Source organism: Micromonospora sp. NBC_00330, assembly GCF_036136635.1.
Classification (GTDB): domain Bacteria; phylum Actinomycetota; class Actinomycetes; order Mycobacteriales; family Micromonosporaceae; genus Micromonospora; species Micromonospora salmantinae.
In genome coordinates this window covers 2,833,422-2,857,876 of record NZ_CP108012.1, presented here as the reverse complement: position 1 = coordinate 2,857,876, position 24,455 = coordinate 2,833,422, and the positions used below count along the sequence as shown (strand labels likewise).

The window sequence follows — 24,455 nt, the reverse complement described above, 5'->3', positions numbered from 1 at the left end:
CTCACGACCACCGTGCACATTCGACAGCGAGGCGAGGGTCGGTGCGCACCCAGACCTCGCCCCCGGCGGCCTCGGCCGGGGCGTCGACCCGTTCGAGACCGAGGAATGCGATCAACTGGAGCAGTTCGGCTCGTTCGGCTCGGTCCTCGTCGACGTCATGCGAGTCGAAGAAGACGTAGTACTGGCCGCTCGGGTCGACGATGCCCGAATCCGCCCAGATCCGAGCGACCTCTTCGATTGCCGCTGCTTCCGTCGTGAACGTGGCGGCGCGGGCGGCACCGCGGGCCTCCGGTGACGCGTCGAGGTCCGAGAGGTCGGACAACCACTGGCCGAAGTGGTCGAGGCCGGCATATCCGTTCTCGAAGAACAGCATCGCGCTCGGAAGGTAGCGGTTGCCCCTGTCGACCCGGAGGTGCTCCGACCTAGGTTGGTCAGCATCCTTGATCCGGGAGATCACACCCAGACGGGGCCTGAGCACCAACCTCTGCCTCGCCGCTTCGTCAGTGATGATGTAGGTCTCCGACTCTCGACCCCGGAAGAACACAGAGAACGCCACGTAGGCCTCCTGAGGGTCGCCCACCGAGACTCGTTGATCGTTGCCATCACCGGCAGCGAAGACGAACAGCTTCGGTCCGGGACTGTAGGGGCGGGCCATGTGCGTCCTTCGTTCACGTGTGAAAGCTCCGCCAGCGTAGTGGAACGATCTGACACGACCGCGGCCTGATCATGGGCGTGCTGCGCGCGGTGGCCCTGCGCGAGCAGACCAGCCGTTCGCAAGCCCTCAGCCGGACCGCGATCAGGCTGGGCACCGTGGTCGCAGGGGCGCTCGACATCGACGACGGTGCCAGCGCGAGCGCAATTCCGCAGTGCATTGTCAGATCAACGATTCGTGTCACTCCACTCGCTCGGAGCCCTATCGCGCGACGGCCGAGGCAGCACATCCTGATTTCGCGACCCCCCCCGTGCCGCAGCCAGACCCGCCGCGCGGTCCGGCCCACTGCCGCACGTGTCCGTTGCCAGATTCTCCGGTCAACAAGGGAGCACTCACACCATGGATAAGGCCGATCAAGCCCCGCGCTGGACTCGTCGAGCGGTCCTCACCACGACCGCCGGTCTGGGCGCGGCAGCCACCCTGCTCGCCACCGTAGGCACTGGTTCCCCGGCGTCCGCCTGGACGAGCACCACACACGCCCCGTACCGGTACTGCGGCGACTGCTTCGTGATGTTCTATTGGGGCTTCGCTCCCAGTGGGCGCTGTGCGGCGACGGGCAGCACGCACCGTCAGATCGGCTGGATCTTCAAAATCCCGTTCGGGGGCGGCTGGACGCCCAACGACCAGCCCGACTGGCGGTGGTGCCGGAACTGTTTCGGGCTGTTCTTCAGCGGCTTCTGGCCGAACTACGGTCGCTGCATCGGCAACAACGTCGAGAACATCCAACACCAGCCGGGTTCCAGCATCCCCTTCAACTACGTACTGCCGCACGACATCGGCGAGCCACCTGGCACCCAGGCGAACTGGGAGTACTGCATCAACTGCTCCCAGTTGTTCTACAACGGCTGGGCCCCACAGCGAGGGGTGTGTTTCCGCTTCGGCGGGCCGCACGTCCCGGACCCGGGCGCGTTCCACTTCGCCATCCCCGTCTCCAGCTACCAGTAGTGCTCCGTGGCGCCGCGGGCGTACCCGCCGGTTTGCTGCGGCCTGAGCCGACACCTACTCGGCTTCGACCTCGGTCCGGTAGACGGTCATGCCGCGACGCTGGTAGTTGCCCAGCGCATTCGGATGGTCGAACGAGCAGGTGTGCAGCCACACCCTGCGCACGGCCGGAGAGTCCAGGGCCACCGTGTTCCAGGCTTGCCGGATGGTCAGCGTCAGCGCATGGCCGCCGAGACCTTTCCCGATATGTTCTGGCAACAGCCCGAAGGCGGTGATCTCCACATCTCCGCCCGGGTGGGGCTCCACATTCGCCACCCCCACGATCTCGTCCTTTAGGGTGATGAACCGGTACTGGCGCAGCGGAAGAGACCGCATGAACTCCTGCCACTCTTCGTTCGTGCGAGACGCGCAACGCCACCCGTGGGGCGCCCCGACCTGAGCATTGATGGCGTGCACGAGCGGCAGGCCAACGTCGACGCGCCGTAGGGAGAGTTCCGGCACGACCTTTCCCGGTCGCAGGTCCGTGGCGTTGTTCATCTCCAGGTACGTGACAACCTTTGCCATGCCGGCAGGCTACCCATCGATCCGGGTGGGCCCAACACGAGCGCTGCGGACGACGCGGATCGCCTCCGAGCGGCTCCCATCGACGTGCCCGATGGCGTCGCTTCGACACCATCCCGCGACCTGTCGAGGCCGGGGCGGGGTTTCCGGGAACGCGAGATTCGGGCATATACCTGGGCATTGCTCGAGGGGAGACGGCAATGCTGGTAACTGGTTATCTCGGCGCGGTGCTCATCGGTGCCCTCGTCGGCCTGCTCGGCCGACTCATCCTGCCGGGGAGGCAGCGGATCGGCTTCTTCGCCACGTTCGTCATCGGCGTCGGCTCCGCGGTGCTGGGCACAGTGGTCGCCAGGGCGCTTGATATCGACGACGGGGCCAACGTGGAGGTGTGGGTGCTGCGCTGGGACTGGGTAGTGCTCGCGATCCAGGTCGGCGTCGCGATCATCGCCGTGGCGCTGGCGAACATGCTCACCTTCACCCGGCTCGCCGGCGGCGACGACAAGCCCCGTCGGCGGGCTCGTCGCAGCCAGGCCAAGAGCTGAAGAGTCGGTCAATGGGCGAGCCGCGGAGGGACCACCCTTCCGACTGGTCCCTCCGCTGTTGCTGGTGAGTGGCTAAACTTCAGGTTGGCAGGCGCAAACTGGCCCGGCACATCACCGACGCCGGGTTCGCCGAGATCCGCCGGCAACTGACCTACAAGACCAGGTGGAACGGCAGCCGGCTGATCCTGGCCGACCGCTGGTATCCCTCCTCCAAGACGTGCTCGAGCTGCGGCGCGGTGAAAACCAAGCTCGCCCTGTCCGAGCGTGAATACCAGTGCGAATCGTGTGGCCTGTTCCTCGACCGGGACCTCAACGCCGCCCGCAACCTGGCCGCGCTCGCGGCTGACGCAACAACCGCCGGGAGTGGCCCGGCGGCTGGACGTGGAGCCGACCGCAAGACCCCACTCCCGGGGCTGGTGGCATTGAAACGTCAACCCGGCACCGCACCAACGGATCAGACCGGGACCGTCCCACCGCAGGGCGGGACTGCAAACCGCGCGCTCGCTAGAGCGCACTGAGAGGCAACGGTGTTCCCGCACCCTCTCGAGGGCCCGTCCCTTCAGACGGCGCCTACTCGCAGAAGACCCGCACTGTGGCATCGGGTGAATCCACCTCCACGGTGACCTCGTCGAGGTGCTCCACGAGCGCCTCCAACTGCTCGGGCTTGAGCTGCGTCAGGTCGATCGGCACACCCGAGTCGCTGAGTGACGCATTGGCCTTGACCAGGGCCTGCGGCGGGATCAGCGCCGCCAGCCGTACACCGGCCCGCAGCAGTTGCAGTGGCACCCGCACGTTGACCCGCGACGGCTCGCCGTTGTCGGTGGCGTCCACCATCACCCGCAGGTACTTCACCTTGCCCTTCGGCCGGACGTCGTGACTCACCGTCGCCGGTGCTTGGTCCCGTTCGAGTGCGGTGATCAGCTGCTCCGCCTCCTCAGCGGTGATCTTGCCGGCGGCCAGCATGTCGAGGATGTCCTTGCGTTGTTCGGTCATTCGAACCTCTCCTATCGGATAGCCACGAACACGGCCGTGCGGCAGTGCTCGATGTCGAAGCGGGCGCCGGGCAGCGCCGAGATGACACGCCAAGCGGCGCCGAGTGCCCGCACCACACCGATGCGGAACACGACGCAGGCCACGATCGCCGCCAGCACGACCAGGACCACGACCGGGAAGAGCACGAGCGCCACAGGGATCACCGGAACCCAGACGCGGATGGGCCGGCGGTCCGGGCGGTTGACCTTGACGGTCACCAACTGCGGCATCACGTCCGGCCGTCCAGCTCGGCCAACGCCTGCTGTGCGGTGATCTCACCGCGGCGCAACCGGTCGATGACGTCGGCTCGCGAGGGCGCCGGGTCGGTCTCGACGAAGTCGAGCATCTGCGTGATCCGGTTGAGCCGTGACTTGATCGTCGGGTAGCTCACCCCGAAGATGCGTTCCATCTCCTTGATCGAGCCGTGGCAGCGCACGAACGCCGTGACGAAGACCTGGTCATCGACGTTGAGCTGAGCCAGTTGCGGTGGCTCGAACTCGCCCTCGATCGCGACGCCGTTGCTCGCCAGGCGCACCCGCTCGACGACGAACGGCTGCCCCCGCGTCAAGCTGGTCAGCTCCTGCCAGTCCATCGCCTGTTCTGTCATACCTCAAGTTGTATCTTAAGAATCCTGAACTTAAAAGATGTTGACCTTAATTTTCTTAAGGCGGCGCTCGGCGGGAAGGACGGAGTCGATCTCGCCGTCGGATGGGGAATGCAAACCGCGACGGGACCCGAAGAGGTCTCGCCGCGGTCGAAGGGTTTTGCTTGCCGGGCGCCCAGCGGGCGGGAGCGGGCAACCCCGACTCCCGTCCACGGCAAGCGGATCAGCACATCCGGATGTACCAGACCGGCGAGAAGTCGACGGCTTCCCAGGCGACCCCAGAGCTGAAGCCGCGGATCGGGTTGCGGTTCTGGTCCATGATGTCGGCCCAGGCACCCCAGGTCTGGTTGTTGTAGATGGAACCCCAGCCGTTCCAGTTGGTGAGCGAGTACCACCGGCACTGGTACAGCACGAACATGCGTCCGCCGAAGTAGGTGTCGGTGTAGACGCAGGTGGCGCCGTACGGGCAGGCACCGACAGCCTGGGACGAGACGCCGCTGATGCCGGCGTACGGATTGTCGGCCGCGCTAGCGGTTGCCGGGTTGGCCGGCTGCGCCGCGACGTTGACGACCGGTTGGTCGGCCGGGCCCGCGGTGGCGGCCGACGGCGCTGCCAGCGTGGCGATGAGGGCCGCGAAGGCCGCGATCAGGAGCATGCGTAGCTTCATGCATCCACGATCCCCGATGACCCTGGAAGCAGAGGGTGTTTCACCTGTGACGGAAAGTACCCCTTCCGTTGGGGCGTCAACGACCTGGCATTTCGGCCGGGGTCGTGATTGTGACCCGGTGGCCCGCGCGGACCGCCACTAAGATGCCGGGATGGGCAGGTTCCTGGCGCTCTTCCACGGCGCGGCTGACGACGCCGACAAGGCCGACCTCACCGAACAGCAGCAGACCGAGTTCATGAACGCGTGGGCGTCGTGGCGCAGGCCAACGAGAAGGCCATCGTCGACCCCGGCGCTCCCTTGAACGCCAAGAAGCGGGTCACGGCGCGAGGTGTCGAGGACTTCACCGACACCCTGATCGCCTACACCGTGGTGGGGGCGGGCTCGCACGACGAGGCGGTTCAGATCTTCTCCGGGCACCCGCACCTGAGGCTGTTCGCCGGAAACTCGATAGCGGTCCTGGAGTGTCCGCCGCCGCCCGGCTGACACTCGCGCCCCGCCCACGATCCACTCGCCGGGAACACGAAACCGCGGCGGGACCCGGAGAGGTTCCGCCGCGGTCGACGAGCGTTGCCTACCAGGGACCCCAGGTGAAGGCTTGGTTCTCCGACGTCGTGTAACAGGTGAACTGCATCATGTCGGCGCCGTTCAACCTCGAGTTGGCCTCCACCGCCATGCACTTGCCGGTGCCCCGGTTCTTCAGCTGGTAGTAGTCAGCGCTCCCGGAGGCGAAGAGCTTGATGGGCAGCCACTGGTCGTTGAGCCGGGCGTCGCCGCACACCTGCGTGGCGATCTTCGCTCGTTCGGTGGTCACCGCGCCGCGGACGGCCATGCACCTTCCGCCGTTGTTGAAGGAGATGCGGTAGTAGCCCGAGCTGGTCGTGGTGAAGGTCCAGTTGCGGTTCGGTCCGCTCTCGCAGAGATGCTGGTCGACCACGACGTTGAGCGCTGACGAGAACGCCTCGGGCGACAGGCAGTGCAGGTTCGTGAAGGGCTGGATCACCCACGGACCAGAGGAGGCGGCCGCCGCCGGGCTGCCGGTGCCTACCAGCATCGCCGCGATCATGGTGAGCACCGTCACCAGGCTGGTCATCATCTTGCGCTTCATAAGAGCCCTTCGCGGTCCACAATGGAGTGTCGCTGAGGCTAGACGATCACCATCGATGCGCGCCACTCGGCCCGGGACGTCCGGCGTGGGCCAGGATGCACGTCCGGATCACTCGAAGAACTTGATGCTGAACCCGGTGTCGGCCGTCGGACCTGGCACGTTGGCGCGGCGGTAGGTGGTGTTGCCCCACCAGCAGAAGGTGCCGGTGTACCAGTAGCGGTTCGCCCAGGAGTACGCGGTGCCCTTGGGCACTCCGTGGTACATCAGCGGGAACCTCGGCCCGGCGGGCGGGCTGGTGGCGATGTCGCCGTTGAGCAGCACGAAGCTGTGGTGGCCAGGCCCGTTCACGTGCAGGGTCGGATCCCAGCCAGCCATCATGGTGGCCCGGTTCGAGCCGAACAGGCAGCCGTTCGACTTGTACCAGTCCCACACGTACGTCGGGTCGCCGCCGGCGCGCAGCCGCAGGTCCGCGAGACAGTACTGGTCGCTCCAGCTGCCGTTGGCCGAGTAGACGATGTGGAGCTGCCCGTTGGGGTCCCTGATCGCCTCGGGGGACTCGTTGATGAACGGGTTGCCGACGACGCGCTCCCAGCTCTCGCGGGGCTGGGAGATGACGTACCGGCCACCGCTCGGGGTTAGCGGGTCGCTCATCCGGCTGAGGTAGATGTTCTGTTCGACATTGGTGTCCCCGGCCCAACCCGACCAGACGAACCACCGCTGCCCGTTGAAGGTGAACAGGCTGCCGTCGATGGCCCACCTGCCGTCGGGTAGCGCGAGCTGGCGCTCGGCCGTGTAGCCGCTGGCCGGTGACGCCGAGTGGATCGCGTACATGCGGTGGGCGGTGCCGCGCCCGGCCGAGAAGTAGATGTAGTAGCGGCCGCCATCTGTGACGATCTCCGGGGCCCAGACCTCACCGAGGTTGCGGCTGTCCGTCCAGACCTGCCGTGCGGGCGCGGCGGCCAGCGTGTCGGGAGAGGCCGCCTGTCGAACGGCGATCCCGCCGTTGACCGACTGAACGGAGATGTAGGTGGCGCCGACGCGGATCACGCTGGGATCGGCGGCTCGCAGGCTGGTCTGCCCGGCCGCCGCCGGAGCCGCGCCGAGCAGGGGCAAGCCGGTGGCGAGCACGACGGCCAGCAGGACGGAGAGGAGTCGCGGAAGGGCTCGGCTACCGACATTCACGATCGGGATTCCTCTCCTCGAACGGAGCTGGAAGCAGTAATCGACACCCATAGATTAGGGCAGGAGTTGTGAGTCGCATCCTGGCAGCCGCTGCGCCTGCCTGACTCGAAAGACCTGTTGCGAAAGTAAGCCGAGGGGGCGTATAACCGAAAGGAGTCTTTCGCTAAGGGGTGTCTTGTGGAGCTGAACGAGCCGGAACGCCGGGTGCGCGTCCAGGACGCCACCAAGCTGCGCGTGCTCGCGCACCCGTTGCGCCTGCGGCTGCTGCGCTATCTGCTGGCCGCCGGCCCGAGAACCGCCGCGCAGTGCGCCGAGGCCCTGGACGACACCGGATCGAACTGCAGCTACCACCTGCATCAACTGGCCCGGCACGGCCTCATCGAGCGGGTCCACGCCGACGGGGCCAACCGGCGTGACCGGCCGTGGCGTGCCGCCGCCACCGGGCTCGAATTCCGCCCGGACCCCGATGATGCCGAGGGGCAGCAGATCACCGACGCGCTGACCGCCCTGGAGCTCGACGAGGTGTTCCGATCGTTGCAGCGCTACCACCATCAGCAGGACAAACTGACCGATGATTGGCGGGAGAGCGCCACCTTCCACAGCTACACGCTCTCGCTCACTCCGGAGGAGCTGCGGCATCTCGCCCTGACCCTGGACGCCGTCATCCGGCCGTACCTGCGCCCGTTGCGCACCGCGCCCCCGAGCGACGCCCGGCCCGTCACTCTCAACCTTCAGGCGTACCCCACGCCGGAGTTCCTCTAGATGGTGACCCTGCTGCGACACCGCGGATTCGCCCTGATCTGGGCTGCCGGGCTCTTCTCCAGCGTGGCGAGCTGGCTGCTGCTCACCGGGCTGCCGATCTACGTGTTCGGGGTGACCGGCTCGGCGCTCACCACCTCCGCCGTCTTCCTCGTCGAGTTGCTGTGCGGCATCACACTGGGATCGTTCGCGGGTGCTCTGGCCGATCGTCTCGACCGGTTCCGGCTCATGAGTTGCGTCGCTGCGCTCCAGGCCGCCGTGGTGATCCCGCTGCTCGGCCAACCCGACCACCACCTGTGGATCATCTCCCTGGTCGCCGGGGCCCAGGCGGTGCTGACGCAGACGTTCGACTCCGCCCGCAACGCCGCGCTGCCACGCCTCGTCGAGCCCGCGCACCTGGTGCGCGCCAACAGCGTGATAGCGCTCAACATGAGTGTGGGACGGCTCATCGGGGGTTCGCTGGGCGGGTTCGCGATCACCCGCGACGGCACCCGTTACCTCGCTGTCGGTGCCGCCGTGGGCTTCGTGATCACGGCGGCCCTGATCGCCGCCGGGCGCCGGGCCGCCCACCATGCAACTGCGCAGCAGGCGACCCCGGACCGTACGTCGTCGTTCTTCACCGCCTGGCGACACGGCCTCACGGCGATGCTGCGCAACCGCGCCGTCCGGATAACGATCGTGAGTGTGGCGTTGGGCGGCATCGCGCAGGGCCTGTTCGTGGTGCTCTTCGTGGTCTTCGTCAGCCGCGCGCTGCACGCCGACGGCACCCTCACCGGTGTGCTGCGCGGCGTTCAGGCCATCGGTGGGGTGGCGGGTGGGCTCATCGTCGGCCTGCTGGGCGCCCGACTCAGCCCTCGGCTGCTGATGAGCCTCGGGGCGACCACCTTCGCCCTGATCAGCCTGGTCATTTGGAACGGACCGGCGGTCAGCCGTCAACCCGAGTGGTACATCGGGTTGTTCATCCTGGTCGGTGCGCCGGGCATCGCGTACGCCAGCGGAGCTTTCGCGCAGATCCAACAGAGCGTGCCCGACACCGAGTTGGGCCGGGCCTTCGGCGTCTACTTCGCGATCTTCAACGCCTCGCAGGGGCTGGGTATGGCGGCGGCCGGCCTGCTCGGCGACGTGCTCAGCGTCGTACTCGTGCTCAACGTGCAGGCCCTGCTGTACCTGGCTTCCGGTGCGGTGGCCTACTTTGGCCTGCGTACCGTCCGGCAGCAGCGTCATGTCGTACGGCGGCGCGCCACCGTCGACGTCGGGTAGACCATGCTCGTCGCACCGACTGCGGCGGTCCGGCGGGAGGCATGGCCCGTGGCTTCCTCAATCCTGCTGCTGCCGCCGGCGGCGCAGCACGTGCACGAGCACGGCAGTCAAGCCCAGGATGATGATCACGGCGGATGTGCCCACGAATGCGTCTGGATAGCGCTCACCGATGGTGCTGGCGAGCACGTACCCGATGATGGTGCCCAAGACTATGAGGAGTACGCCGAGAGTCGGTCGTTTCACTGGGCTCACTCCTCAGTGGCAGCCGGACCTGACCCTGTTGGTTGTGCTCGAAGTCGTCGTCGGCCAAACCTGTGGGAGGGCTGGCGCGTCGAACAGGCTCGTCAGGTGGTCAAGGACTTGTCGTTCGAGCCTTACGCCGGGCGAGTGTGTCGCGGATGGCGAGAACGACGAGCGAGAGTGGTACGAATACCCAGAGCTGAAGCACCGTGTACCGGCGCAGATCCCGGTCGATGTCGACGCCTGCCAGTTCGGCTTCGAGGGCGCCGGGTCGTCTCAGCGCCAGCGCGTATATGGACAGCGGTGCGTAGTTGAGACCTGCGCCTGTCAACCACAGGCCGATCGCTCGGGTGCTGAGGCCGCTGGACGACGTCAGCAGCCAGATGCCCCACGTCACCATGAGAACCACGCCGACGAGGAACTCGGCCAGAATGATCCGCCGTCGGCGGGTCGTTCCTCGGCTGCCGTACATGTCGATGGCCGCCAAGCGACGCACGTTCATCAGAACGATGATGCCACCGGGGGACAACCCCGGGGTTGCGGCGGCACCGGCAGCACGACCCGATGATCCACTCGCGTTCACGGAAGTCGGAGTGTCCCGGTTCCAAGGACACCCCGACTTCACGAAACCCGAGTCGATCTTCGCCACCGAGGGGAAGTGGGGACGGGGCCGCCGGCCACGCCGCTGCGCCTATACGGCCAGGACGGCCTTGAGTGCCGTGTCGAGTGCCTGGTCCGCCGGGACGGGTACGTCGGGGACCACTCCGACGCCTTCCCAGTTGGTACCGGTGACGCTGTTGATGGTCCGGGCGGTCGGCACTGTCACGAGGATGTGTTCGGTGACCGGGTGGCGGGCCGTCGGATGCGCGCCGCCACGCGTCGTCTCACCGACGACGACGGCCCGGCCGTGCGCCTGAAGGGTGTACGCCACGTCCTCGCCGCCGGAGAACGTCATCGCGCTGGTGAGCACGTGGACCGGGCGGTCCGCGTAGCGCGGCGCGGGCAGGTGCGCGGTCGTCCAGAACTGCCGGGTCGCGCCGGTGGACCGCTCGTAGAAGTCGTTGAGGTGCACCTGGTCGTCGCGGAAGAAGTAGCTGCACCACATCGCGGCTCCCTCCGGTGTTCCGCCGGAGCAGGCGCGCAGGTCCAGGATGAGCGCGGAGCTGAGGGTGACCAGTTGCATGGCCGCGCCGATCGCGGCGGCGCCTTCGTCGGCGTACGCGATGCGCCGCACGTCGATGAGCCCGACGTTGCCGTCCAGGTGCTCGACCCGGCGGATGCCCTGGTTCTCCGCCCTGAGCAGGGCGAGGAACGCGGCCCGCCCTCCGTCTTCGTCGGCTGGATCCAGCGACTGCGGCTGGTCCGACCACAGCAGCCGTAGATGCTTGTCCGGGCAGACCTCTTGAAGGTGAGCGGTCAGCGTCTCGCAGAGCGCCGGCCCGTCCAGGTTGTCGTACTCGCCTGCCGCGAGACGGCGCCGGATCGCGGCGTCGATGTCCGGGACCTTTTCCGGAAAGACGTACCCGGCCTCGATCCGGTCCAGGGCCTGTCCGATTATCTGTTCGTTTGAGAGCACGGCGGGCAACGGTAGACCGCAACCAGCCTCATGACTACCGAGTTTCCCGCAGGGAATCAGGAGCGCGGCAGTATGCCCACTAGCGACGTGATGATGGCGACCCGCAGAGCTGTCCGTAGGTCGACATGGTGGACCGCGAGCGCCGGCTCGGACTCGTAGACGGCGAGCAGGCTCGGCGGAGGCGAGGTGTAGGCGGACAGCGCGCCACCCATGATCAGGGCGTTCAGGCAGAACAGCTCGGCGTTGTCGCCGAGCTCGGGTAGGTGCCGCCGGACGAGGTCGGCCATCACCGCGAGGTTGCCCAGTGCGGCCCGCTTGTGCCGGCGGACCACCTCGACCGAGACGTTGTGCTCAAGCACCCCGCCCTGCGCGCCGAAGAGATCGCAGAGCACCGTCTGGGCGGCGAGCGACCGGCTGAGCACGTCGGCCGTCTGCTGCGCCCGTTCCATCGGGGACCGGCTCAGGTCGACACCGTGGGCCAGTTCCTGGTCCAGTTCGGCCAGCCAGGTCGTCGTGCGGTCGTCCAGCAGGTCGAGCAGCACCGCCTCGCGGGACTCGAAATAGCGCAGCACCGCCGTCTTGGCCAGGCCGACCCGCCTGCTCAGCTCGTTCAGGGTCACCTCGGCCACCGACATCTCGTCGAGCATCGCCGAGGTGGTCTCCAGGATGGCCCGGCGCCGCGCCTCACGCTGCTCCTCGCTGCGCGCCCGCTGGAACGTCATGACGCCAACCCTAGCTTAGGTACCGGCGGTCCCTTGACAGCGTACCGGCGGTACCTTACCGTTTCGAACGTAAGTTACCGGCGGTACATAAGGAGCCTGAGATGAAGTGGACCGAGCAGCAGATCCCGCGCCAGGACGGCCGGGTCGCCGTGGTCACCGGCGCCAACACCGGGCTCGGCTTCGAGACCGCCCGGCGGCTCGCCGAGCGCGGGGCGTCAGTCGTGCTGGCCGTGCGCGACACGCAGAAAGGCAAAGTTGCCGCCGCCCGGATCAACGGCGATGTCTCCGTACGGGAACTGGATCTGACCTCGCTGGAGTCGGTACGCGCCGCCGCGGACGACCTACGCGCCGCCCACCCGCGGATCGACCTGCTGATCAACAACGCCGGCGTGATGTACACCCCGAAGCAGACCACCCGAGACGGCTTCGAGATGCAGTTCGGCACCAACCACCTGGGCCACTTCGCGCTCACCGGCCTGCTGCTCGGCCTGCTGCTGCCCGTGCCCGGCTCCCGGGTGGTCACCGTCAGCAGCGTCGGCCACCGCATCCGCGCCGCCGTCCACTTCGACGACCTGCAATGGGAACGGTCCTACGGCCGGGTCGCCGCCTACGGCCAGTCGAAGCTCGCCAACCTGATGTTCACCTACGAGTTGCAGCGCCGGCTCGCCGCGCACGGCACCACTGTCGCCGTGGCCGCACACCCCGGCATCTCCAACACCGAGTTGGCCCGCAACGCCCCGGCGGTCGTCCGCCGGCCGCTCACCTGGCTCGCCCCCGTGATCACCCAGTCCGCGGTGGCGGGCGCGCTGCCCACCCTGCGGGCTGCCACCGACCCGTCCGTCCTCGGTGGGCAGTACTACGGCCCCGACGGCCCGGGCGAGGCGCGCGGCTACCCGAGGCTGGTCACGTCCAGCCCCGAGTCCTACGACGTGAGCGTGCAGCAACGCCTCTGGGCCGTCTCGGAAGACCTCACCGGCGTGCAGTTCCCGGTGGGCCAGGTAGCCGCCACTGTGTGATCGTGCCCGAGTCGGGGCGCCCCGACTTCACCGGCGACCCGAGTCGATGTCGTGCCAGGCGGGACCCGGACAGGTCCCGCCGCGGCGTGAGGGCGTTGCTCAGTCCAGGCCCCAGGTGAAGGCCTGGTTGTTCGAGGTGGTGTAGCAGGTGAACTGCATCATGTCGGCGCCGTTCTGCACCGAGTTGCCCTCGACCGCCATGCACTTTCCGGTGTTGCGGTTCTTCAGCTGGTAGTAGTCGGCGCTCCCGGAGGTGAACAGCTTGATCGGCAGCCACTGGTCGTTGAGGCGGGCGTCGCCACACCCCTGCGTGACGATCTTCTCCCGTTCGGTCTTCGACGCGTTGCGGACGGCCATGCACTTCCCGCCGTTGCGGTAGGAGATCTGGTAGTAGCCCGAGCTGGTCGTGGTGAAGTTCCAGTTGCGGAGCGGTCCCCTGTCGCAGAGGTGCTGATCGACCACGGTGCCGCTCGCCGACGCGTACGCCTCGGGGTGGAGGCAGTAGAGGTTCGTGAACGGCTGGATCACCCACGGGCCGGTGGTGGCTGCCGCCGCCGGGCTGCCGGTGCCGATCAGCGTCGCCGCGATCATGGCGAGCGTCGCCACCAGGCTGGTCATCGTTCTGCGCTGCATGAGGGGCCTTTCCTTGGTCCAAAGTGGAGTGAAGGGGTAAGGCTAACGATCATGCTCGATGTGCGCCACCGTCGGCGGCGGCTAGATGATCCACTCGCGTTTACGGAAGTCGGGGTGTCCAGGAGTCCGGACACCCCGACTTCACGAAACCCGAGTCGATCTCGGCCGCAGGGCGTTGCCTAGGACGGGGAGAACCAGGTGAAGGCCTGGTTGTTCGACGTCGTGTAGCAGGTGAACTGCATCATGTCGGCGCCGCTCTGCACCGAGTTGCCCTCGACCGCCATGCACTTGCCGGTGTTGCGGTTCTTCAACTGGTAGTAGTCGGAACCACCGGAGCCGAAGAGCTTGATCGGCAGCCACTGGTCGTTGAGGCGGGCGTCGCCGCACACCTGCGTGGCGATCTTCGCCCGCTCGGTGGTCACCGCGCCGCGGACGGCCATGCACCGCCCGCCGTTGCGGTACGAGATGTGGTAGTAGCCCGAACTGGTCGTGGTGAAGATCCAGTTGCGGCTCAGTCCGCCCTCGCAGAGGCGCTGCTCGACCACGACGTTGAGCGCCGACGAGTAGCCCGCCGGGTGGAGGCAGTAGAGGTTCGTGAAGGGCTGGATGATCCACGGGCCCGAGGAGGCCGCCGCCGCCGGACTGCCGGTGCCGATCAGCGTCGCCGCGATCATGGCGATCATCGCCACCAGGCTGGTCATCGTTCTGCGCTTCATGAGGGGCCTTCCGTCGTCCACAGTGGAGGGACCGATAAGGCTAGCGATCATGCTCGATGCGCGCTACCCCCGTGCGCGTGGCCGGCGATTCGTGGGCGGCTGATCTCCGGAGCGGGCCCTTATGGCTGCGACGGCTCGGGCAGGTTGTGGCGTGCCCAGGCGGCGAAACTCGTGAGGGGAATGCCGAGGGCCCGCGCGTACTCCGGGCGGGCGGGTTGGCCGACGACGTTCATCTGCTCGTGGGAGATGCCGGCCCACTCCGGCATACCTGCGGCGACCGCCTCCTCCTCGGTCATGTCGGGCGCGGTCAGCTCGGCGCCCAGAGCGTCGGAGAGCGTCTTGGCGATCTCCGTCATCGTCAGGTGGTCGCTCGCCAGCTCCAGCTCAACTCCGTGGAACCGGTCGGGTTCGGCGATGGCCGCGGCGGCTGCGCGGCCGATGTCGTCGACCGCGACGAGGGAGAGCGAGGTCTGTGGCTTGATGACCGTCGCCAGCCCGCCGGCGACGCCCCGGGGGAGCAGGTACGCCACCGAGGGGAGGAGGTTGTCCATGAAGAAGCCCGGCTTGATGAGCGTCCAGTGCGTGAAGCCCGCCTCGCGTACCCGATCCTGGATTGCGGCCTTGGTCGTGTAATAGGGCTCCATCGTCGCCCAGCGGCCCTCGGCCCAGCCGGGCGCCTCGGTGTGCTGGCCAGCGCCACTGACTGACGTGTGTACGAACTGCGGCACCTTCGCGGCCAGCGCGCTTTCGATCAGGTTGACGCCCTGGGTCAGCTCGCCGTCGAAGTTGATGGTGTTGCCGTCCATCGCGGGCATCTGCACCGAGAAGACGGCCCGTGCTCCGTGCGCGGCCCGGACCAGCGAGTCGCGATCGTCGAGGTCTCCGGTGACCAGTTCGGCCCCGAGGGCCTCGACCGACCGCGCCCGGTCGGTCGAGGGATCACGGACCAGTGCCCGGACGGGTACGCCGGCCGCGAGCAGGGCGCGAGCGGTGGCACCACCCTGCCTTCCCGTGGCGCCGGTGACCAGGACGGGTGCGGAATCGGTGGGCATGCGGAGTCTCCTGTCACGGGGTGAACGATAAACGGCGGGGTCCGCCGTTTATGCTTCGCTAAGATACGGCGGACCCCGCCACTTAGCAACCGTGAGGTGACGCCATGTCCAGCCAGCGAGCGGACGCCCGGCGCAACTACGCGCGCCTGCTGGCCGTGGCCGAGCAGGAGATCGCCGCGCACGGCGCCGACGCGTCCCTGGAGCAGATCGCCCGCATCGCCGGAGTCGGCTCGGCCACTGTGCGCCGACACTTCCCCAGCCGCCACGCGCTGCTGGACGCCGTCTTCCGCGGCGTGATCGAGAACCTCGGCGCTCGTGCCCGCGACCTGTCCGACGCCGCCGACGCGCGGGCCGCGCTGATGGACTGGCTCGCCGCCGTCAACGGGAACGTCGCCACCATCAGAGGCCTAGCCATGGCGCTGACCCGCGACTGCACCGCCAACCCCACCGAGGCGCACGAGCACTGCGCCTCCGCGCAGCTCACCGAGGCGGGCGAGCCACTCGTGCGCCGGGCCGCAGCGGCCGGCGCGGTGGCCCCAGACCTGACCATCACCGACCTGCTCGCGCTGATCACCGGCATCGCCCTGGCCACCGAGCACCACGCCGATCCCGCCGCCGCCGCGACCCGACTACTCGACCTGACGGTGGCGGGAATCAGCCCAGGGCAGGGTAAGCGCGCCTGACCTCCGACCACGACCCTGGCTGATCATGGAGTTGTGGTGCCGGTTTGGGGATGCATCGCGGCTTCTGCGGCCCACCACAACTCCATGATCGACCACGGCCAGGGCGGGCCGGCCGGCTGGGCGGGGTGGGTGGGTGGGTGGGCGTCAGCTTGCGGGGGTGAACGGGGCCAGGAGCAGATCGGTGAGGCGCCGCCTGGCCTCCTCGTCGCCGCTCAACCGCAGCGCGCCCGACTCCATCGCCGCGTCCATGGTGATCTCCTGGCCGCAGACGGCCCGGAGGGTGTCAAGGTCGGTGGTGAGCGCCGCGTCGGGGTCGGACGCCGTGCCGCGCCGGAGCTGCACCGTCTCGCCGGCGACGTCGGCGAGATACGTGTCGGAGTCGATGTGGAACGCGTAGCTGCCGGCGAGTTCCGAAGCTCGCGCCGGGTCGAACGCCGCCTTGATGCTGAGCAGCAGGGAGTCGATGCCAAGAGCGCCGTCGGGCAGTTGAGGGGACTGGCTTCCCCAGCGCCCGAACTGAAGGAGGATCGGCTCCAGGGCGCGGCCCCATTCGGTCAGCTCGTAGAGGTGGACCCGCGTCGGCGGGCCCAGGTCCCGCCGGCGCACCACGCCGTGCTCGGTCAACTGGCGCAGCCGCTGGCTCAGCACGTTCGGGCTCACCCCGGGTAGGCCGCCGAGCAGGTCGTTGAACCGCCGGGGGCCGAGCAGGAGGTCGCGTACCACCAGCAGCGCCCACCGCTCGCCGATGATGTCCAGTCCACGCGCGACACCGCACGGATCTCCGTAACTACGCATGCCGCTCATGGCGTCCACCCTACCTGGATCCTAATTCAGGAGTATCGCTTGTTCTTTAGGAGTTAGACCCCTAGCGTGGTTCACATGAGCCTGCCGCAAGGTGACGTGAAGCTGCTGGACACCCCGTTGGCCCGCCGTCTGCTCGCCGCGTCCCTGGTGGCACGCCTCGCCTACACCAGCAGGGACGGCACGCCGAGGCTGATCCCGGTGAACTTCCTGTGGACCGGCGACGAGCTGGTGGTCGGCGCGTTCGCCGGCACGTACAAGATCCGTGACCTCAGCGCCCGGCCGGACGTGGCGGTCTGCATCGACACCGCAGACGGACTTCCGGAGGTGCTCATGCTGCGCGGCACGGTCACCCTGACCGAGGTCGCGGGCGTCCTGCCGGAGTACGCCACCATCCAGCGCGTGGGGATGGGCGACGAGATGGGCAACGCCTACCTGGCGGCGATAGATCAGCCGGGCCTGCGGATGGTCCGGATCGGCCTACGCCCCAGCTGGGTCGGCGTCGTCGACTTCCAGGAGCGCTTCCCGGCTCGCACACCGCAACCCGTCCGAGCCGCGCTCGGCGGCGGTCAGTAAGGCGGCGGTCGGTAACCAGCACGCCGAGGACCCGGATCCCCGGGGCTCACCGCACCATGACGGAGGACGACGTTGCGCAAGATTGTCGTGTCGATGTGGACCACTGTGGACGGGTTCGTCGCCGGCCCCGACGACGAGATGGACTGGCTCCTGGTCGACGACCACCTGCAGAAATACGAGCGGGCCCTGGTGGACGAAGCCGGCAGCCTGATGCTGGGCCGGATCACGCACGCCGACTTCGCCGGTCACTGGCCGTCGACCGCCCAGAACCCCGACCAACCGGACGACGTACGTGGGTATGCCCAACGCCTCGACGCGCTGGAGAAGATCGTCGTCTCCGCCTCGGGAGACATCGCCACCTGGACGAACACCCGGCGGCTCAGCCGCCTCGACGCCGACGAGATCACCGAAATCAAGCGTGGACCGGGCGGCGACATCGTGGTCTACGGCAGTCTCACACTGGTCCGATCCCTCGCGGATCTCCGGCTCATCGACGAGCTGCACCTTCTGGTGCATCCGGTGTTCCTTCGCCGGGGTAGGGCGCTGTTCGACGGTGGTCAGCCGCCGGCACGACTGGAGTTGGTGTCCGCCGAGCCCTTCGCCTCCGGGGTCGTCCTGCTGAAGTACCACCCCGCCTGACGAACTCAGGTGGTGCGGTCGGGCACCGCGCACCCGTCCGGGGCGCACATGCCCTCGGCCGCACCGACAACCGGCAGCGGCTGCGGCGTCGGGTGGCTCTCGGCCCACGCGTTGTCGATGACCACGAGCAGGTCGTCGAGGCCGATCGCCCCGGGGACGGCGAAGCGGCCGTCGAAGACGAGGAACGGCGCGCCGCGTGCCCCGAGGCGCTGTGCCTCGCGCTGGTCGGCCGCCACGCGGGCCCGGTAGCGGCGGCTTCGGAGGGCGTCGGCGGCCCCGGCGCTGTCCAGACCCACCTCGGCGGCGAAGTCGAGGACCTCCTCGACGGTCCACAGCTTGCGGGCCTGCCCGAAGTGCACGCGGAACATCGCCGTCCAGGTCTCGGCGCCGCGCCCCTGGTCAGTCGCGTACGCGAGCAGTTCGTGGGCGAAATCCGTCGGCCCGAGCGTGCGGTCCACCACGTGGTAGGGCGTCAAACCCTCCGCCTCGGCCACTCGCTCGATGGGCCGCAGGACCCGATCCACGGTCGTGGCGGGAGCCCCCGCCATCGTGATCAACTCCCGTTGTGTGACGCCCGCTCGGGGCAGGTCGGGATGTAGCTGGAACGACCGGTGGATCACCTGGACCTGGTCGCCGTATGGGAGTCGGTCCAGGGCCTGGTGGAGCCGGTGGTCCATCAGCCCGCAGTACGGGCAGACGATGTCCGACCAGAACTCGATTTTCATGCTGCTCCTCAATGATTCTCACTTCTTGTTCGTAGCGCCATGATGCATCAGAATCGGAGGGCCACAAAAGGTACATTCATGTGCGTAGCGCGGGCTGCGCGGAGGGGGCGGGGATGAGCGCAGGAGATCTTCGGCGTAGGCGCACCAACGTCCGGGGGAATGTCCGGGCCACTCCCGGGCCCTGCGCGCACTGGAACGACGAGGACGCCGACTTCATCCGGGAGGTCCTGGACCTCGTCGGCGACAAGTGGAGCGTGCTGATCATCGGCACGCTCGCCGACGGCCCCGTCCGCTACTCGGACCTGGGCGACGCGATCCCCGGCATCTCCCAGCGCATGCTCACGCTGACCCTGAAACACCTCCAGCGGACCGGCCTCGTCACCCGGACGTCGTACCCCGAGGTGCCACCCCGCGTCGAATACGCCCTGACCGACCTGGGCAGGTCACTGCTCTCCACCGTCCTGGCCCTGGCGGCCTGGTCCGCCGACCACCACGCCGAGATCCGCCGCCACCAGACGGCGTACGACAGCCGCGCCTCGACCTGACCGACTCATGCTCAGAGCTGGGCGACGACCACCCGGGTGGCCTGGGCGATGAGGGCGTCGTCGGGGGTGGCGTCCTTCGTGTCGCGGCTGGACAGCACGGCGAGCATGATCGGGGCCCGATCGGGCGGCCAGATCACCGCGATGTCGTTGCGGGTCCCGTACCCGCCGGTCCCGGTCTTGTCCCCGACCACCCAGCCGGCCGGCACCCCGGCGCGGACCAGCGCCGCGCCGGTGGTGTTGCCCCGCAGCCAGCCGCGCAGCCCGTCACGGTCCGCCGGTTCCAGGGCAACCCCCACTGTGTACGCCCGGAGGTCGCCGGCCAGGGCCCGCGCGGTGCTGGTGTCCCGCTTGTCGCCCGGCGTTGCCTCGTTCAGCGCGGTCTCGTAGCGGGCGACGTCGGTGACCGTGTCGCCGAGCGCGCGCAGCTTCGCCTCGAACCCCGCTGGCCCGCCGAGGTGGCGCAGCAGCAGGTTGCCGGCCGTGTTGTCGCTGTAGCGCACGGCGGCGTCGGCGAGGGCGCGCAGGCTCATGCCCTCGCCGACGTGCTTCTCGGTGATGGGGGAGTGTGCCACCAGGTCCCGTGCCGAGTACCGCACCACCCGATCGAGCTGGGCGTCGGTGGTGCCGTCGAGCACCTCGGCGGCAGCGAGGGCCTTCCACGTCGAGGCGTACGCGAACCGTTCGTCGGCGCGGTACTCCACAATGCGGCCGGTGCCCGTGTCGACGGCGGAGATCCCCAGTCGCGCCCCGAACTGCTCCTCCAGTCGCCGGAACTCCTGGTCGGCGGCCGGCGACGGGGCGAGCGTCACCTCCGGGCTCGGCGTCGTCCGCGCCTCGGTCGCGTCGCGGCCGCTGCCGCACCCCGCCAACGACACCAGCGTCGACGCCGTGGCCACCACGACCGCCAGCCGTCGAACCGGAACCGCCATCGTCGTTCCTCCTGAAGCGTCGTCGGTCAGGGCAGGATCTCCACGTACCCGTCGCTGCCGTGCACGCGGATCCGCTGCCCGTCGCGAATCAGCCGGGTGGCGTCGAGCACGCTGACGACAGCCGGCAGGCCATACTCCCTCGCGATCACCGCGCCGTGCGTCATCAACCCGCCGACCTCCGTCACCAGGCCGGCGATGCCGACGAACAGGGGTGTCCAGCTCGGGTCCGTGTGGGCCGTGACGAGGATGTCACCCGCTTCGAGGTCGGCCTGCGCCATGTCCAGGATGACGCGGGCGCGTCCTTCGACCGTCCCGGACGACACCGGCACACCGGCCAGGGCGCCGGCCGGCACGTCGTCGCGTCGGTACGCCCCGGTGATCGCCTCGCCGTCGGAGGTCAGCACCCGGGGCGGGGTGAGCGCCTGGTACGACCGGAACGCCTCACGGCGCTGCCGGATCAGCTCGTCGTCCACCCGGTGCGTGCGCGCGACCTGGTGGAACTCCTGGAACGTGAGGTAGAAGACGTCGTCGGTCTCGGCGAGCACCCCGGCGTGCACCAGCCGCTCGGCCTCTGCCAGCAGAGCCTGCTTGTAGATGAAGTAACGGCGGATGATGTCGTACTTCGGGTACTCCCGGTAGCCGGTGAAGGCCCGCACCCGGTCGATCATCCGCGCGGTCTCGTCGGCCTTCCGCTGCCCGTCCGGCAGCGCCCGCAGGCGCGTCAACACCTCCTGCGCCTGCTGCTGTGCCTGCTGTCGGCCCTGCTCGAAGCGCCGCCGGGCCGCGCCCGGCTCGAAGAGCTTGACGTTGTCCAGCAGCACGGGCACGAGCGTGCTGGGGCGTTCGCTCCACCGCGGCCTGGTGATGTCGATCTCGCCGACGCAGCGCATGCCGTACCGGTCGAGATACGCCTCGATGGCGGTGCGCGCCTCGGCCCCGCCCGCGACCTTCGGCAGCTCGTCGAGGAAGTCGTCGTGCGCGACGCCGTCGTGCGCGACGTCACGGAGGAACGCCACCACCTCCGGACAGGGACGGATCACGTCGGCGACGTCGAGCAGCGCCAGCCCCATCTCCGACGTGACGTTGCCGGGCGCGGACAGGGTGAGGGTGTCCGCGGCGTTCTTCTCACCCAGCCACTCGTGCAGCCGGTCGTTGAGCCACCAGGTGGCCTCCATGCCGGCCATGATCGCCTGCATGTTCAGTGGATCACCGAGGACCCGCTTGTGCTCCTTGAAGGCCTCCAGCAGGAAGTCGAACAGCGCCGTACCGGTCACCGTCGCGATGTCGCGCCGCAGGGCGGCGATGGACGTCTCGCTGCGTTCGGTCAGCTCGGTCACGATGGCCGGGTCGGCCTCGGTCGAGGTGGACGGGCCGCCGGTCGTCGGCTTACCCGGACCGCCCTGGTCGGGAAGCGTCGGAATGAAGTCCCGGCGGTCGATCAGGGTTTCCAGCGCGTCCTTCATCAGCGGATCGTCGCGCCCGGCCATCGTGAGGAAGCCGGCGCGGCTGGCGGGGGAGGCCAGCAGTCGGGTGGCGTCGACGAACAACCTCCCGCCGGCCTCCAACATCGGGGCCATGGCCGTCAGCTGCCACATGGAGAGCCCCAGCGGCCGCATGGCGTCGGTCATCATCTGCTGGTGACCGACCGAGAGGTAGACGTGGTTCTCCTGGTCATCGGCCACCGGGATGGGGAACAACGTGGTGATCGGCCGGCTCTGCACGATCTGGAAGTCGTCGTCGACCAAGCACCACTCGATGTCCTGCGGGCGGCCGAAATGCGCCTCGATCCGTCGCCCGAGCCGCACGAGTCGCACCACCTGAGCCTGCGTCAGCGCCGGCTGCTGCTGCCGCTGCCTGTCGATCTCCACTTCCCGGGTGCCGCCGCCGGGCAGAGCGGTGACGGCGCGCTGTTTGGCGGCGACAGTGCCGGTGACGACGTCCCCGTCGCGCACCGTGAAGACGTCCGGGTTCACCAGGCCGGACACCAGGGCCTCGCCAAGGCCGAAGCTCGCGTCCACCGTCGCGACAGTCCGGTTGCCCGTCACCGGGTCCGCCGTGAACAGGATGCCGGAGGCATCCGGAAAGACCATCTGCTGTACGACGACAGCCATCTGGACGGTGCGGTGGTCGATGCCGTTGCGCAGGCGGTAGATGACGGCCCGCTCGGTGAACAGTGACGCCCAGCATCGGCTGACGTGCCGCAGGATCGCCTCCGGCCCCACCACGTTCAGGTAGGTGTCCTGTTGGCCGGCGAAGGACGCAGTGGGCGTGTCCTCCGCCGTCGCGCTGGACCGCACGGCGTAGGCGGCCTGCTCGTCGAACCGGGCGAGCGCCCCGGTGATCGCGGCGGCCAGGTCGCCTGGAATCGCTGTCTCTTCGACGCTGCGCCGGATCTCCGCGCTGAGCGTGCGGATCGCCTCCCGCTCGTCCGGGCTCAGGCGCGACAGTTGATCGAGCCGATCGTCGATCGACGGCGTCTGCGCCATGATCCGCCGGAAGGCGTCCGTCGTCACGCAGAACCCCGCCGGCACCCGGATGCCGTCGATCCGGGACAGCGCGCCCAGGTGCGCGGCTTTGCCGCCGACGACCGACACCTGCGTCTCGTCGACCTCTCGAAGATCCAACAGCGGTGCCCGGTCGCCGCGCTCCCCGTCCATCGACAACACACCCACGTCGCGCCCCCGTTACCTCGTTCGTGCTGGTCCGGCCGCCGATTCTGCGCCACGACCGGGGTCTTGCCGCAAGTCCCCAGGTGCGGTATACGTTAGAAGTGGCAGGGGGAGTGATCTCCTTGCCTTTTGTTGTTCTTCGGGGCCGCCGGGCCCGCTCAGTCGTAGGGGAGTCGGCGCGGCTCGAACCTCAGCCTTCGGCCGAGCTGCCAGGAGGCGGTGGGCCAGGCCGCGGCGAAGCCGGCTATCAGCCCGAGCTGACCGGCGAACCAGAACGTCGGACTGTCGGGTCGCAGGTGTAGCTCCGGAAAGACCACCCGATGCGCGAGGGTCAGCCACACGAACAACGCCACCTCGAACACGGTGATGGTCAGCAGCTCGATCCTGCCGACGCTCGACAGCGCGTGCCAGACCTTTCCGAGGCTGCGACCCGGCCCGGCGAAGTATCGGAAGAGAACGGCGATCGTCACCGCCGTCAGGTAGTCGCCGGCGTAGGCGACCCACAGCGGGTCCTCGGCCGCGTCGAATCTCACTGCGTACAGGGCGACCTCGGCGACGATGAACCCGAGAGCGCAGTGCGCGCCGCAGCGGGACACGTGGGTGACGACGATGCCCCGGCGGGGCCGGCGCGGTTGATCCTCCTGCCGCCGTTGAGAGAACGCCTCGGGTCTGCCCCAGTTCCAGTAGAGGCGGACGGCGGCCGGGCCGATGTAGAGGACTGTCACCAGCCAGACGATCTCCATGACCCGGACCGGCTGACGGTTCCCGCGGAGATAGGTGTCGGCCAGCACGACCGCGAAGCTGACGACGCCGACCGCGAGCGAAGCCCACGAGAGCGCTACGAGCCAGGTTGGATGCATTCCCGCCCCTTCCGCCAGCCGGGCGAGTCTTTCATGGCGTACTCGAACGGATCGGCGGATCGGGCGTTCCCGCGTGCCGGCGCGGACGGATTCACCCCCCCGGCCCCGCCCGGACGGTGGAGCGAACCAGCCGGCCGCTGCACTACGGTGCGAGGGGTGACGAGTGCCCCTCGCGAAGCGGAAGCGCGTGTCGGTCCGATCGGCGCGCTGCTCAGCCGAGTCGTCTTCCTGGCCATCTGCCTACCCGGACCGGTCCTGCTCGTCGCCGCCATGACGCTGAACCCACCGCGATCGTCCAGCGACTTCTGGGGTCTGCTGGTCGGTGGCGTCCTGGCGACAGCCATCGGTGTCGGGTTCGGCGTCTTCGGTTGGCGGGTGGTCGCCCGATCCCGTCGCGACACGCGCCGGCTGTCCGCCGCCGGTGTCGCCGCGACGGCGGAGATTCTCACCGTGGCGAACCACCTGGCTGGAGAGAACCCCGAGCTGGAACTCCACCTGCGCATCAGCGGGCCGGGGTTCGCCACCTTCGAGGCGGACACGATCCGCGCGACCGACCCGGCCCTCGTGCCCGGCGCGGTCCTGGCCGCCGTGGTGGACCCCGCCGACCGCCTCTTCGCGATCATCTAACTTCTCCTGGCACCCGCCGGATTCCCTCTCGATCGCGACAACCACTGACCGTGATTCGCCGGGTCGAAGTGGCATCGCCG

32 protein-coding genes are annotated in these 24,455 nt (G+C 68.6%); 12 read left to right on the top strand and 20 right to left on the bottom strand.

Annotated elements, in window-relative coordinates:
- Nucleotide 1: 1 nt before the first annotated feature.
- Nucleotides 2–655, bottom strand: coding sequence for a hypothetical protein (locus tag OG598_RS12790; protein ID WP_328654632.1), 654 nt, complete (start codon nt 653–655; stop codon nt 2–4).
- A 396-nt stretch (nt 656–1,051) separates the two neighbouring features.
- Between OG598_RS12790 and OG598_RS12785 the strand changes: the two genes are divergently transcribed.
- Nucleotides 1,052–1,657, top strand: coding sequence for a hypothetical protein (locus OG598_RS12785; RefSeq protein WP_328654631.1), 606 nt, complete (start codon nt 1,052–1,054; stop codon nt 1,655–1,657).
- A 54-nt stretch (nt 1,658–1,711) separates the two neighbouring features.
- On the opposite strand, the gene OG598_RS12780 is transcribed toward OG598_RS12785, so the two are convergent.
- Entirely contained in the window at nt 1,712–2,218 is a 507-nt protein-coding gene (locus OG598_RS12780; protein ID WP_328654630.1) for a GNAT family N-acetyltransferase, read from the bottom strand.
- Between the two features lie 197 nt (nt 2,219–2,415).
- Between OG598_RS12780 and OG598_RS12775 the strand changes: the two genes are divergently transcribed.
- Together OG598_RS12775 and OG598_RS12770 are read left to right on the top strand one after the other, a co-directional pair.
- On the top strand, nt 2,416–2,757 hold the full coding sequence (locus OG598_RS12775; protein ID WP_328654629.1) for a GlsB/YeaQ/YmgE family stress response membrane protein: 342 nt from the start codon (nt 2,416–2,418) through the stop codon (nt 2,755–2,757).
- A 68-nt stretch (nt 2,758–2,825) separates the two neighbouring features.
- Nucleotides 2,826–3,275, top strand: coding sequence for a zinc ribbon domain-containing protein (locus OG598_RS12770; RefSeq protein WP_328654628.1), 450 nt, complete (start codon nt 2,826–2,828; stop codon nt 3,273–3,275).
- A 52-nt stretch (nt 3,276–3,327) separates the two neighbouring features.
- Here the strand turns inward: OG598_RS12770 and OG598_RS12765 are convergent, their stop codons facing one another.
- From OG598_RS12765 to OG598_RS12750, 4 genes are all read right to left on the bottom strand, one after another.
- Nucleotides 3,328–3,750 (bottom strand): SHOCT-like domain-containing protein, encoded by a 423-nt coding sequence (locus tag OG598_RS12765; protein ID WP_328654627.1) that lies wholly within the window; start codon nt 3,748–3,750, stop codon nt 3,328–3,330.
- Between the two features lie 11 nt (nt 3,751–3,761).
- Nucleotides 3,762–4,007 (bottom strand): hypothetical protein, encoded by a 246-nt coding sequence (locus tag OG598_RS12760; RefSeq protein ID WP_328654626.1) that lies wholly within the window; start codon nt 4,005–4,007, stop codon nt 3,762–3,764.
- A gap of 11 nt (nt 4,008–4,018) precedes the next feature.
- The gene (locus OG598_RS12755) at nt 4,019–4,396 is read right to left on the bottom strand and encodes a DUF2089 domain-containing protein (RefSeq protein WP_328654625.1); all 378 of its coding nucleotides are present in this window, start codon (nt 4,394–4,396) and stop codon (nt 4,019–4,021) included.
- Between the two features lie 220 nt (nt 4,397–4,616).
- The gene (locus tag OG598_RS12750; protein WP_328654624.1) at nt 4,617–5,060 is read right to left on the bottom strand and encodes a hypothetical protein; all 444 of its coding nucleotides are present in this window, start codon (nt 5,058–5,060) and stop codon (nt 4,617–4,619) included.
- 243 nt (nt 5,061–5,303) lie between these two features.
- Between OG598_RS12750 and OG598_RS12745 the strand changes: the two genes are divergently transcribed.
- Nucleotides 5,304–5,543, top strand: coding sequence for a hypothetical protein (locus OG598_RS12745; protein WP_328654623.1), 240 nt, complete (start codon nt 5,304–5,306; stop codon nt 5,541–5,543).
- An 88-nt stretch (nt 5,544–5,631) separates the two neighbouring features.
- On the opposite strand, the gene OG598_RS12740 is transcribed toward OG598_RS12745, so the two are convergent.
- Both OG598_RS12740 and OG598_RS12735 read right to left on the bottom strand, forming a co-directional pair.
- On the bottom strand, nt 5,632–6,165 hold the full coding sequence (locus OG598_RS12740; protein WP_328654622.1) for an RICIN domain-containing protein: 534 nt from the start codon (nt 6,163–6,165) through the stop codon (nt 5,632–5,634).
- A gap of 108 nt (nt 6,166–6,273) precedes the next feature.
- A complete protein-coding gene (locus OG598_RS12735) occupies nt 6,274–7,347 on the bottom strand; it encodes a glycoside hydrolase family 43 protein (RefSeq protein WP_328654621.1) in 1,074 nt (357 codons plus the stop codon).
- Nucleotides 7,348–7,524: 177 nt separating this feature from the next.
- On the opposite strand from OG598_RS12735, the gene OG598_RS12730 reads away from it, so the two are divergent.
- Nucleotides 7,525–8,109 carry a winged helix-turn-helix domain-containing protein gene (locus OG598_RS12730; protein ID WP_328654620.1) on the top strand — a complete coding sequence of 195 codons (585 nt, stop codon included), beginning with the start codon at nt 7,525–7,527 and terminating at the stop codon, nt 8,107–8,109.
- The gene (locus OG598_RS12725) at nt 8,110–9,366 is read left to right on the top strand and encodes an MFS transporter (protein WP_328654619.1); all 1,257 of its coding nucleotides are present in this window, start codon (nt 8,110–8,112) and stop codon (nt 9,364–9,366) included. It abuts the gene before it with no gap.
- A 57-nt stretch (nt 9,367–9,423) separates the two neighbouring features.
- Here OG598_RS12725 and OG598_RS12720 read toward each other — a convergent pair whose 3' ends face one another.
- The 4 genes from OG598_RS12720 to OG598_RS12705 form a co-directional block, all read right to left on the bottom strand.
- Nucleotides 9,424–9,609, bottom strand: a complete 186-nt coding sequence (locus tag OG598_RS12720) for a hypothetical protein (RefSeq protein WP_328654618.1) — start codon at nt 9,607–9,609, stop codon at nt 9,424–9,426.
- Nucleotides 9,610–9,718: 109 nt separating this feature from the next.
- Nucleotides 9,719–10,108: a hypothetical protein gene (locus OG598_RS12715; RefSeq protein ID WP_328654617.1), complete on the bottom strand. Its 390-nt coding sequence runs from the start codon at nt 10,106–10,108 to the stop codon at nt 9,719–9,721.
- 189 nt (nt 10,109–10,297) lie between these two features.
- Nucleotides 10,298–11,182, bottom strand: a complete 885-nt coding sequence (locus tag OG598_RS12710) for a S41 family peptidase (protein WP_328654616.1) — start codon at nt 11,180–11,182, stop codon at nt 10,298–10,300.
- Between the two features lie 56 nt (nt 11,183–11,238).
- On the bottom strand, nt 11,239–11,904 hold the full coding sequence (locus OG598_RS12705; RefSeq protein ID WP_328654615.1) for a TetR/AcrR family transcriptional regulator: 666 nt from the start codon (nt 11,902–11,904) through the stop codon (nt 11,239–11,241).
- 101 nt (nt 11,905–12,005) lie between these two features.
- Between OG598_RS12705 and OG598_RS12700 the strand changes: the two genes are divergently transcribed.
- The gene (locus OG598_RS12700) at nt 12,006–12,920 is read left to right on the top strand and encodes an SDR family NAD(P)-dependent oxidoreductase (RefSeq protein WP_328654614.1); all 915 of its coding nucleotides are present in this window, start codon (nt 12,006–12,008) and stop codon (nt 12,918–12,920) included.
- Nucleotides 12,921–13,019: 99 nt separating this feature from the next.
- On the opposite strand, the gene OG598_RS12695 is transcribed toward OG598_RS12700, so the two are convergent.
- From OG598_RS12695 to OG598_RS12685, 3 genes are all read right to left on the bottom strand, one after another.
- A complete protein-coding gene (locus OG598_RS12695; protein ID WP_328654613.1) occupies nt 13,020–13,553 on the bottom strand; it encodes an RICIN domain-containing protein in 534 nt (177 codons plus the stop codon).
- A gap of 179 nt (nt 13,554–13,732) precedes the next feature.
- Complete coding sequence (locus tag OG598_RS12690) at nt 13,733–14,269, bottom strand: RICIN domain-containing protein (RefSeq protein ID WP_328654612.1); 537 nt, start codon at nt 14,267–14,269, stop codon at nt 13,733–13,735.
- A gap of 119 nt (nt 14,270–14,388) precedes the next feature.
- On the bottom strand, nt 14,389–15,321 hold the full coding sequence (locus tag OG598_RS12685; protein WP_328654611.1) for an NmrA family NAD(P)-binding protein: 933 nt from the start codon (nt 15,319–15,321) through the stop codon (nt 14,389–14,391).
- Nucleotides 15,322–15,425: 104 nt separating this feature from the next.
- Here OG598_RS12685 and OG598_RS12680 point away from each other — a divergent pair, with 104 nt between their 5' ends.
- Nucleotides 15,426–16,004 (top strand): TetR/AcrR family transcriptional regulator, encoded by a 579-nt coding sequence (locus OG598_RS12680; protein WP_328654610.1) that lies wholly within the window; start codon nt 15,426–15,428, stop codon nt 16,002–16,004.
- 144 nt (nt 16,005–16,148) lie between these two features.
- On the opposite strand, the gene OG598_RS12675 is transcribed toward OG598_RS12680, so the two are convergent.
- Nucleotides 16,149–16,808, bottom strand: coding sequence for a winged helix-turn-helix transcriptional regulator (locus OG598_RS12675; RefSeq protein ID WP_328654609.1), 660 nt, complete (start codon nt 16,806–16,808; stop codon nt 16,149–16,151).
- Nucleotides 16,809–16,883: 75 nt separating this feature from the next.
- On the opposite strand from OG598_RS12675, the gene OG598_RS12670 reads away from it, so the two are divergent.
- Both OG598_RS12670 and OG598_RS12665 read left to right on the top strand, forming a co-directional pair.
- Entirely contained in the window at nt 16,884–17,381 is a 498-nt protein-coding gene (locus tag OG598_RS12670) for a pyridoxamine 5'-phosphate oxidase family protein (RefSeq protein ID WP_328654608.1), read from the top strand.
- A 72-nt stretch (nt 17,382–17,453) separates the two neighbouring features.
- A complete protein-coding gene (locus tag OG598_RS12665; protein WP_328654607.1) occupies nt 17,454–18,020 on the top strand; it encodes a dihydrofolate reductase family protein in 567 nt (188 codons plus the stop codon).
- Between the two features lie 5 nt (nt 18,021–18,025).
- On the opposite strand, the gene OG598_RS12660 is transcribed toward OG598_RS12665, so the two are convergent.
- Complete coding sequence (locus OG598_RS12660) at nt 18,026–18,745, bottom strand: DsbA family oxidoreductase (protein ID WP_328654606.1); 720 nt, start codon at nt 18,743–18,745, stop codon at nt 18,026–18,028.
- A gap of 113 nt (nt 18,746–18,858) precedes the next feature.
- Between OG598_RS12660 and OG598_RS12655 the strand changes: the two genes are divergently transcribed.
- Nucleotides 18,859–19,290, top strand: coding sequence for a winged helix-turn-helix transcriptional regulator (locus OG598_RS12655; protein ID WP_328654605.1), 432 nt, complete (start codon nt 18,859–18,861; stop codon nt 19,288–19,290).
- Between the two features lie 11 nt (nt 19,291–19,301).
- On the opposite strand, the gene bla is transcribed toward OG598_RS12655, so the two are convergent.
- From bla to OG598_RS12640, 3 genes are all read right to left on the bottom strand, one after another.
- A complete protein-coding gene (bla, locus tag OG598_RS12650; protein ID WP_328654604.1) occupies nt 19,302–20,219 on the bottom strand; it encodes a class A beta-lactamase in 918 nt (305 codons plus the stop codon).
- Nucleotides 20,220–20,245: 26 nt separating this feature from the next.
- Nucleotides 20,246–22,876: a rifamycin-inactivating phosphotransferase gene (gene rph / locus OG598_RS12645; RefSeq protein ID WP_328654603.1), complete on the bottom strand. Its 2,631-nt coding sequence runs from the start codon at nt 22,874–22,876 to the stop codon at nt 20,246–20,248.
- 170 nt (nt 22,877–23,046) lie between these two features.
- Nucleotides 23,047–23,748: a DUF4396 domain-containing protein gene (locus OG598_RS12640; protein WP_328654602.1), complete on the bottom strand. Its 702-nt coding sequence runs from the start codon at nt 23,746–23,748 to the stop codon at nt 23,047–23,049.
- Between the two features lie 156 nt (nt 23,749–23,904).
- Between OG598_RS12640 and OG598_RS12635 the strand changes: the two genes are divergently transcribed.
- The gene (locus tag OG598_RS12635) at nt 23,905–24,375 is read left to right on the top strand and encodes a hypothetical protein (RefSeq protein ID WP_328654601.1); all 471 of its coding nucleotides are present in this window, start codon (nt 23,905–23,907) and stop codon (nt 24,373–24,375) included.
- The last annotated feature ends 80 nt before the right edge of the window (nt 24,376–24,455 follow it).